This window comes from Saccharomonospora sp. NPDC046836, assembly GCF_040645195.1.
GTDB lineage: Bacteria > Actinomycetota > Actinomycetes > Mycobacteriales > Pseudonocardiaceae > Prauserella_A.
Window position 1 is genome coordinate 1 of sequence record NZ_JBEYXW010000136.1, and the last position, 1,035, is coordinate 1,035.

Here is a 1,035-nt window from a genome sequence, read left to right on the forward strand (position 1 = left end):
GCGGTGCAGAGGAGGATTTCGGGGCCGGTGGTGGTGAGGTGGTGTTCGCCGCGGTCGTGGGGGGGCCAGTGGATGCGGGAGAGTTCGAATTCGGGGGTGGCGGTGTGGTAGGTGGCGGCGCGGCCGTGGGGGTGGCCGTTGAGGATGGGCATGTCGCCGCAGGTGAAGTCGACGACGCGGAGGAGTTCGGGGACGTCGACGTGTTTGGGGGTGAGTCCGCAGCGGAGGATGTTGTCGGAGTTGGCGAGTATTTCCACGGCGGTGCCGTGGAGGTAGAGGTGGAGGTTGCCGGCGGGGAGGTAGATGGCTTGTCCGGCGTGGAGGGTGAGGCGGTTGAGTAGCAGGGCGGCGAGTACTCCGGCGTCGCGGGGGTGGGTTTCGCCGAGTTCGAGGACGGTGCGGCATTCGGTGTCGAACTCGCCCCGCTCGCGGATGTGGCGGATGCAGGCGTCGAGGACTTCGGGGAGGAGTTCGTCGAGGGCGGGTTGGGGCAGGGTGATCCAGGTGGTGAACAGGGCGCGCAGGCCGGCGGGGTCGGGTTGGGCGGCTAGCAGTGCGGTGTAGCGGGCCAGACCGGGTGTGTCCAGGGCGCGGAGCAGGCGCAGGGTGGTGTGGGGGTTGCGGAACCCGGCCAGGGCGTGGAACTCGGTGAGCGCGCACACCAGCTCGGGTTTGGCGGTGGGGTCGGGGTAGTTGCGGTTGGGGGCGTCCCGGCTGATGCCGGCGGCCTCTTCGCGGGCGTAGCCCTCGGCGGCCTGCGCGGCCGAGGGGTGGGCCTGCATCGACAACGGCTCCTCCACCGCGAGGATCTTCAACAGAAACGGCAACCGGCCACCCCACCGGTCCGCACACCGGGACCCCAGCTGCCCCACCGGATCGGCCTGCACCACCTCTAACAGGCTCCGGGACACCCCATCAGCCGACACCACCCACGACGGATCCCCCGGATGCGCCCCCATCCACAACTCCGCCTCCGGATGCGGCGACGGCACCGGACGACCCAACAACCCCGCAATCGTCGTCCTGGACCCCCAC

1 protein-coding gene is annotated in these 1,035 nt (G+C 70.2%); it reads right to left on the reverse strand.

Annotation, left to right across the window (positions count from 1 at the left end; translation table 11 throughout):
* Positions 1-1,035: mannose-6-phosphate isomerase, class I (gene manA, locus ABZ863_RS35740; RefSeq protein ID WP_358544236.1), on the reverse strand; the 1,035-nt coding region annotated here is incomplete at both ends.